Below are 7081 nucleotides of genomic sequence, written 5' to 3'. Positions count from 1 at the left end.
GGGCAACCGGTCCAACAACAACGCCCCGCGCAACACCTACCGGTGTGCCGACGGGCGCTGGGTGGCGGTCTCCACCAGCGCGCAGAGCATCGCCGAGCGGGTGCTGCGGCTGGTGGGACGCCCCGAGCTGATCGACGAGCCGTGGTTCGCCACCGGCAGCGGCCGGGCCGCCCACGCCGACGAGTTGGACGCGGCGGTGAGCGCCTGGGTGGCGCAACGGGACCGCGACGAGGTGGTGGCCGCGTTCGAGGAGGCCCAGGCCGCTGTCGCTCCCGTCTACGACGTGCGCGACATCCTCGCCGACCCGCAGTACGCCGCGCTGGGCACCGTGCGCACAGTGCCGGACGAGGAGTTGGGCGAGGTACGGATGCAGAACGTGCCGTTCCGCCTCGCCGAGACTCCCGGCGAGATCCGGCACGCCGGCCGGCGGCACGGCCAGGACACCGACGCCGTCTTCGGCGCGCTCGGCCTGAGCGCCGAGGAGTTGGCAGCGCTACGCGAGCGGGGGGTGCTCTGATGCTGTTGAGCTGGCTCTACGTGCCCGGCGACCGCCCGGACCGGTTCGCCAAGGCGGTCGCCTCCGGCGCCGACGCGGTCATCCTGGACCTGGAGGACGCCGTTGTCGCCGGGCGCAAGGCGTACGCCCGGGACGCAGTCGCCGAGTTCCTCACCGAGGCGCACCCGGTGCCCGTGCAGGTCCGGGTCAACGAGCTGACCGGCCCGGACCTCGGTGCCGATCTGGCGGCGGTGGCCGGCCGGCCCGGGTTGGCCGGGCTGCGGCTGCCGAAGGTCGAGTCGGCCGCGACGCTGGCGGCCCTCGCCGAGCGGGTCGACGTGCCGGTGCACCCGCTGATCGAGTCGGCGGTCGGGCTGGAGTCCGCGTACCCGATCGCCGCTGCCCACCCGGCGGTGGCCTCGATCGGGCTCGGTGAGGCCGACCTGCGCTCGGATCTGGGGGTGAGCGACGACGACGGGCTGCTCTGGGCGCGCGGCCGGGTGGTGGTCGCGGCCCGCGCGGCCGGTTTGGCCCCGCCGGCCATGTCGGTGTACGCCGACGTGGTCGACCTCGCCGGTCTGGCCGCCTCCTGCGCGGCGGGCCGACGGCTCGGCTTCCTCGGCCGGGCGGCGATCCACCCACGCCAGCTTCCGGTGATCGTCGACGCGTTCCGGCCTGCCGATCGGGAGGTGGCCCGCGCCGCGGAGCTGCTGGCCGCCGTGGCGGACGCGCACCAGCGGGATTCGGGGACCGTGGTCCTGCCCGACGGCCGGTTCGCCGACCGGGCGATGGTGGCCGCCGCCCGGCGCGTCGTGGACCTCGCCGCCCGCTACGCCGCCTGAGCCTCGCCGGCTGCTCTTCCGAGCCGCCGGTGTGGTCACGCGGATCACGGCACCGACACCGGGAGTTCACCCGCCTCTGGTGGTCGGCGGGGCGGTACCCGCTATCGTTGGCTCAGTCGGACACACTGTCCGGCATTGTGTCCGATAAGTGAGGGCGTAGGCCATGACCTCGACCCGTCCCACCCTGTTGCTCGTCCACGGCGCCTGGCACCAGCCGGCAGTCTGGGACCGGCTCCGGGCAGAACTGGACGTCCTCGGCTACCAGACCCGAGCCGTCGACCTGCCCACCTCGGGGCCGGACGCCCGGGGCGGCATGCAGGACGACGCCGCCGCCGTCCACAAGGAGATCGCGGCGATCGGCGGGCCGGTCGTCGTGGTGGCCCACTCGTACGGCGGCATCCCGGTCAGCGAGGCCACCACCGGCCTGTCCGAGGTCGAGCACCTGGTCTACCTGACGGCGTACCAGCTGGACCGCGGCGAGTCGATGCTCAGCTTCCACGGCGTACCGGACCCGGTCGAGACCGACGTGTTGATCTCGATCACCGGTGACCCCCGGACGGCGTTCTACGGCGACCTGTCGGACGCCGACGCCGACGCCGCGATCGGTCAGCTGGTCGACCAGCGCCTGCGGGCATGCGTGGACCGGGTGACCGAGCCGGCTTGGCGCTCGATCCCGTCGACCTACATCGTCTGCACCAACGACCAGGCCATTCCGGTGCCGCTGCAGGAGAAGATGGCCGGTCGGGCCAGCAGCGTCCGGCGGCTCGAATCGAGCCACTCACCGTTCCTGTCCCGTCCGGTCGAGCTGGCCGCGCTGCTCGACGACATCGTCACCGCTCGCGGCTGAGCGCGCGGCTACGTGGGGTCGAGACGATCGAGCCGTTCGAGGTCGGCGGTGCCGGACCGGACCGCTGCCGCCGCCAGCGCGACGGTCGCCGGCTGGACCCCGCTCTGCTGCTCCGCAGTGGCGATCCGGACCGACTGCGCGAGATGCGCCCGCAGGTGCCCGGCGAGCAGGCGGTGAAACGGCTGCCCGTTGGCCGCCCGCAGCGCTGTCATCTCCTGCGCGGTGGCCATGCCCGGCATGTCGTGCCCCTCGTGCGGATTCGTCGTCGGGGCGGCGGCGTCGGCCAGTAGCCGGCGGGCGCGGTCCAGATCGGCGCGCCTGGTGGTAGCGACCTGGGTGGCCGTCTGCCGCCAGGCCGGGTCGGTGGTCCGCGTCGGTACCAGATCGAGAACGACAAGCAGGCGTTCGGTCATCGCCACCGTCAGTTGCAGCCAGGCGATGTCGGTGGGGTTGAACGCCGTACCCGTCGGTGTCGGCGCGGTCGTCGCCGGTGGCGCGGTCACAGGTGGTGTGGTGGTGCTGGCCGCGTCCCGTGGCCCGGCGCCGCAGCCGGCGACGAGCAGCACCGCGATGAGCACTGTGAACGCCGTGGGCTGACGCATCCGATCTCCCTTCTCAACCACTGCGGCGGGCCCGGGTGACCGGACCCGCCGCAGTGGTGTGGAGCTGTCGCTCAGATCGGTCGGCCGTCGTGACCGCACTTGATGACGGGACGGATGCAGTCCTGGACCCGGCGAGCCAGCTCCGCCACCGGCCAGGCGTTGAAGAAGTCGCCGTGCATCGTGTAGCCCGGCCCGGAGGCCAGCCGGAACCGCGACGGGTCACCGGTGACCGGGTACCGCAGCACCTGGCGCAACTTCGGCACGTGCACCGGGTGGGTGCTCGGGCAGGCCTGGTTCACCGGGTACGCCAGGTGGCTCTTGTGGTCCGGCGAGTCGAGGTCACGGCCGTTCCAGCACTGCGGGAAGTCCAGGTACGACTCCAGCATCGTCCCCGACGGGCAGTTGACGAAGTCCTTCGACGGCGGCACGTGCCCGGCGTGCAGGCAGGACCAGCGGGCGATGCTGTCATTCGGCCCGGTGGCCTTAGCGTTGCCGGCGACGAGTCGCAGCCCCAGCGGGAACGGCTGGGTGTTCGCTACGACGTCGGCCCGTACGCCCTCGCCCAGGTAGTAGAACGTGGCAATCGCCGGCTCCACCGCGACGTTGTCCCGATACAGGGTAGGCACCCAGTACGACGAGACGTCCACCCGCGGGTTGCAGGTGGTGGGCGAGTTGACCAGGTCCGGGAGGGTGGTCTTGGCGTTCGTCACAGTGCTGCCGAAGAAGCTGTGCATGTGCGACGCCCCGGGCAGGCCAGGGAAGACGATCGGGTCGTCCGGCAGCCGGTGGCTGTAGGTGCAGTCGGCGGGGAACTCGGCGACCCGGATGGCGTTGGCGCCGAAGTCCGCGCCGGCTCGGCCGGGGGCGGCGTCGGCCCGGTTGGTGGTGGACACCAGGTAGGTGCCGAGTAGCACCAGCAGGGCGCCGATCGCCGTGGCGAGGCGTAGTCGGCGGGGGATGCCGGAGAGGGGTGCGGCCCTGTCCATCGTGACTCCTGTCGGGGGACGGGTCAGGGACAGCTCCGGCGCCGCCGCCGAAGGCATCGGAGTTGTGCCTGGCCAGACTTGGTGGTGGCCGGTTGGGCCGGCGCGAGAGAGCGCTCTCACTGCTCCCAGCCTCACGCGGAAGTCGACAATTGTCAATACGTGCCGCAGTTGGTGGAAAAGTCGACGAAGGGCCGGGCCCCGTGGTGGGGTCCGGCCCTTCGGTCAGGTGGTGTGGGGGTCAGCTGGTGGCGTAGCCGCGGGTGGCGATCCAGTCGGCGAGGTGCTCGACGGTGACCTCGTAGGAGGCGGTGTTCGCATCGGCGGAGTCGGCGATCTTCACCACGTTCCCGCCGTCGCGATAACCCACGACGCTGATGTAGTGCCCGCCCTCGAAGGAGTGCACCCCGCCGTCGGTGTCGACGCTGGTGCCGGCGATGTTCGCGACCACGGCCCGGCCGTCGTCCACGGTGCGCACGACGTCGGCGCGCAGCCGGTCGGTCTGCTTGCCGTCAGCGTCGGGGCTGGAGATCTCCACGCTGTGGTAGGCGTCGTTCTTGCCGGTCTCCTTGTTCAGCACCGGGGTGATGTCGTTGATGGAGTTGGTGCCGGCCTCGGTGGTGCCCATCTCCTTGGCCATGGCGTCCACGCTGATCTCCTTGCCCTGCACGGACAGCGCGTTACGCGTGGCGGCCGGGCCGCAGTAGTAGAAGTTCGGCTGGGCCTCGTAGCGCACACCGAGCTGACGCTCACCGGCGGGCTTACGGTCGGTCTGCGTCTGGGTGGCCGGCTTGGCGTCCGACGCGGCGTACGCGGCGGTCACCGGTCCGGCGATAGCCCCACCGGTGAACGCGAGGCCAGCGGCGGTCAGAGCGGTCTTACGGATCAGATCGGTACGCATGATGGCGTGCTCCTCTGCATCGGGGGTGCCCGCACGGCACTCAACGGGGGTCAGTGCGACAGTGCGGGGAAAGTTCCAGGGTCTGCCCGGTGACCCGCAACAGGGGGTCGGCGTCGGGACAGGGTGTAACCGTTCGCGGTGGCAGGTCATTCCGCGCACCCGCGAGGGTTGGCCAGTTGTCGTACTCGGCCGTGCGGGGGATGTAACCCGGGCGGCCTGGCGGGTGTTCCCGGCGGGGCCGGCGCGCCAATGACCCCGGGCTGTTGCGGTGGTCTGCCAGGTATAACGACCCGGCCCGGCCGCCGATTCCGCCGCCGGGGTGGCCCCGACCACCCGACACCCGACATCAAACCGGACAAGTCACACGCATTGCCACCAGGCGAACCCGATACGGAGGTCGCCGTGCGGCATCTGTGGGGCGGTACGCGCGGGGCTACGGCGGCGGGGTGGTCCCGACGTGCGGATGGGGCAGCCCGAAACGTGTCGGACTGCCCCACCCGGGAGCGCAGGGACGGGATCAGAATCCGAGGACGCTCCGCCCACCGACAACCGGCAGTCGCAGTTCGCTGTCGTTCGGTGCGACCCGCAACTCGGTGCCGCCCAACGGCAGCAGGGTGTACTCCTGGTCGCTGGAGAAGACGACCACACCGATCCGGTGTCCCGCCGGGAAGATGTAGTCCTTCGGCTCCATGGTCCACCGGTAGTCGTACAGCTTGCCCTGCTTGACCGGCTCGGTGCGCGCGGCGCTCTTGCGGTTCTGCGGGTCCATCCACCCTCGCGTCACCACGGTCGGGGCGGCGGTCGACCCGGCCGGGCCGTAGTCGACCAGGTACGCGGTGAGGTTCGCGTCCGGCTTGTTGTCGATAGCCAACCGCAGTCGCATCTCCGGACGCCCGGAGATGCGCACGCTGTGCGTCAGCTCGGGGGAGCGGTAGGCGAGTCGGTTGGCGCTCGCGGTGTCCGGGTTGGACACCAGGGTGTCCGGGTGGATGGTCCGGCCCTCGTCGACGAAGCTCTGCTCGACCTTGGCCTTCGGAGGCTTTCCGGTGGTGAGCGCGCCGGGTGCGGTGGCGTCGGTGGCCGCGAAGCGCAGGCCGACCTCCCGCGCCGCCGGGTCGGGCCAGTTGGCGTACGTGGTGTAGGCGCGGTCCTCGCGCTGGAGCACCGCCGTCGGCTCGTCCATGATGCCGTTGCGCACGTTCCACAGCCAGAAGTCGAACCAGCGGTTCTCGGTCTGCTTGTACGTCCACGTCTGGCCGCTGGGCAGGGTCACCGACGCGCTGCTGCCCGGACCGCCGTGGCCGCCCTGGTGCAGCCAGATCTTGCGGGGGACGTCGCGCTTGGCGAGCTGGTCCCACCAGCCGGCGAAGTGCTCGGTCTTCACGTTCCAGTCGTTGAGGCCGTGCACGACGAAGACGCTGGCCTTGACGTCGCGGGCGTCGAGGTAGTCGCGGTCGCGCCAGAACTTCGAGTAGTCGCCGGTGACCCGGTCCTGCTTCGCGGTGATCTCCGCGAGCTCGTCGGCGCACTGCCCCTCGGCGCGGGCCTGCCCGGCGGTGTACTGGGCCAGGATGTCGAGGTCCTCACCCTGGAACGTCCCGGGCGCGACCACCAGACCGTTTGCCCGGTAGTAGTCGTACCAGCTGCTGATCGCGGAGACCGGCACGATGGTCTTGAGCCCCTTGACGCCTGTGGTGGCCACCTGGTTGGGCAGCGTCCCGTTGTAGGAGACACCGGTCATGCCGACCGCGCCGGTGGTCCATCCGGCGGTGACCGGGGCGCCGTTCGCGTCGTACCCCTTGGCCCGGCCGTTGAGCCAGTCGATGACCGCCTTGGTGCCGAGCGTCTCGGCCTGGTCCCCGCTGGTCGGGCAGCCGTCCGAGTCGCCGGTGCCGACGCTCTGGCCGAGCACCACCGCGTACCCGCGGGGCACGTAGTAGTCGTCCAGCGAGCCGGGCAGGTTGGCCTTCGCCTGGGCGCGTTGTGCGCCGGCGTCCAGGGCGCGACGCCCGTCGCGGTCGGTCAGGCCGTTCTGCGGCAAGTCGTCGACCAGCACGCTCGGGTACGGCACGTCACCCCAGGTGCCCTTGCGGTACGGGCTGTGCTCGAAGATGACAGGCACCTTGAAGCCCTGCGTGGCGGTCTCCCGGGGGCGGGAGATGTCGATCGCCACCCGGTCGGGCCGACCGTCGTGGTCGGTGTCCACAGCGGTCTGCACGAACACCCGCTCCTCGATCGCGTCGGCGAGCGAGAACACCGGTTGGGTCATGCCGTCGCTGACCACGATGCCGGTGGGCGTGGTGGGCGTGGGCGGAGCAGCAGCCGCGGGTGGGGCTGCGCTGAGGACCAGAGCGCCGGACACGCCGACGCTCAGGAGTGCCAGATGACGGGGTCGACGCATGCGCGTCTC

7 protein-coding genes are annotated in these 7081 nt (G+C 71.4%); 3 read left to right on the top strand and 4 right to left on the bottom strand.

The window, feature by feature from the left end:
- The 3 genes from AB0C20_RS01185 to AB0C20_RS01175 form a co-directional block, all read left to right on the top strand.
- Window positions 1–517: CoA transferase (locus tag AB0C20_RS01185; protein ID WP_357566978.1), on the top strand; the 517-nt coding region annotated here is incomplete at its 5' end.
- Complete coding sequence (locus AB0C20_RS01180; protein WP_357179713.1) at window positions 517–1338, top strand: CoA ester lyase; 822 nt, start codon at window positions 517–519, stop codon at window positions 1336–1338. The genes AB0C20_RS01185 and AB0C20_RS01180, both read left to right, overlap by 1 nt.
- Before the next feature lie 163 nt (window positions 1339–1501).
- Window positions 1502–2185: an alpha/beta hydrolase gene (locus AB0C20_RS01175; RefSeq protein ID WP_357179716.1), complete on the top strand. Its 684-nt coding sequence runs from the start codon at window positions 1502–1504 to the stop codon at window positions 2183–2185.
- 8 nt (window positions 2186–2193) lie between these two features.
- Here AB0C20_RS01175 and AB0C20_RS01170 read toward each other — a convergent pair whose 3' ends face one another.
- The 4 genes from AB0C20_RS01170 to AB0C20_RS01155 all read right to left on the bottom strand — a co-directional run bounded on the left by AB0C20_RS01170 (window position 2194) and on the right by AB0C20_RS01155 (window position 7072).
- Window positions 2194–2787 (bottom strand): DUF305 domain-containing protein, encoded by a 594-nt coding sequence (locus AB0C20_RS01170; RefSeq protein ID WP_357179719.1) that lies wholly within the window; start codon window positions 2785–2787, stop codon window positions 2194–2196.
- A gap of 71 nt (window positions 2788–2858) precedes the next feature.
- The gene (locus AB0C20_RS01165) at window positions 2859–3773 is read right to left on the bottom strand and encodes a DUF1996 domain-containing protein (RefSeq protein ID WP_124862736.1); all 915 of its coding nucleotides are present in this window, start codon (window positions 3771–3773) and stop codon (window positions 2859–2861) included.
- 238 nt (window positions 3774–4011) lie between these two features.
- Complete coding sequence (locus tag AB0C20_RS01160) at window positions 4012–4671, bottom strand: C39 family peptidase (RefSeq protein WP_330437853.1); 660 nt, start codon at window positions 4669–4671, stop codon at window positions 4012–4014.
- 517 nt (window positions 4672–5188) lie between these two features.
- Window positions 5189–7072: a Xaa-Pro dipeptidyl-peptidase gene (locus tag AB0C20_RS01155; RefSeq protein ID WP_357566977.1), complete on the bottom strand. Its 1884-nt coding sequence runs from the start codon at window positions 7070–7072 to the stop codon at window positions 5189–5191.
- Window positions 7073–7081 lie beyond the last annotated feature (9 nt).

The sequence above is a fragment of the Micromonospora sp. NPDC048843 genome, assembly GCF_040649965.1.
Classification (GTDB): Bacteria; Actinomycetota; Actinomycetes; order Mycobacteriales; family Micromonosporaceae; genus Micromonospora; species Micromonospora hortensis.
Note: the sequence above shows the minus strand (reverse complement) of the source record. Positions and strands in the feature narration are given on the sequence as shown.

Excerpts from the sequence above, each read along its gene's own strand:
- AB0C20_RS01180 (WP_357179713.1), top strand. The coding sequence starts at position 517 with ATGCTGTTGAGCTGGCTCTACGTGCCCGGCGACCGCCCGGACCGGTTC.
- AB0C20_RS01175 (WP_357179716.1), top strand. The coding sequence starts at position 1,502 with ATGACCTCGACCCGTCCCACCCTGTTGCTCGTCCACGGCGCCTGGCAC.
- AB0C20_RS01170 (WP_357179719.1), bottom strand. The coding sequence starts at position 2,787 with ATGCGTCAGCCCACGGCGTTCACAGTGCTCATCGCGGTGCTGCTCGTC.
- AB0C20_RS01165 (WP_124862736.1), bottom strand. The coding sequence starts at position 3,773 with ATGGACAGGGCCGCACCCCTCTCCGGCATCCCCCGCCGACTACGCCTC.
- AB0C20_RS01160 (WP_330437853.1), bottom strand. The coding sequence starts at position 4,671 with ATGCGTACCGATCTGATCCGTAAGACCGCTCTGACCGCCGCTGGCCTC.
- AB0C20_RS01155 (WP_357566977.1), bottom strand. The coding sequence starts at position 7,072 with ATGCGTCGACCCCGTCATCTGGCACTCCTGAGCGTCGGCGTGTCCGGC.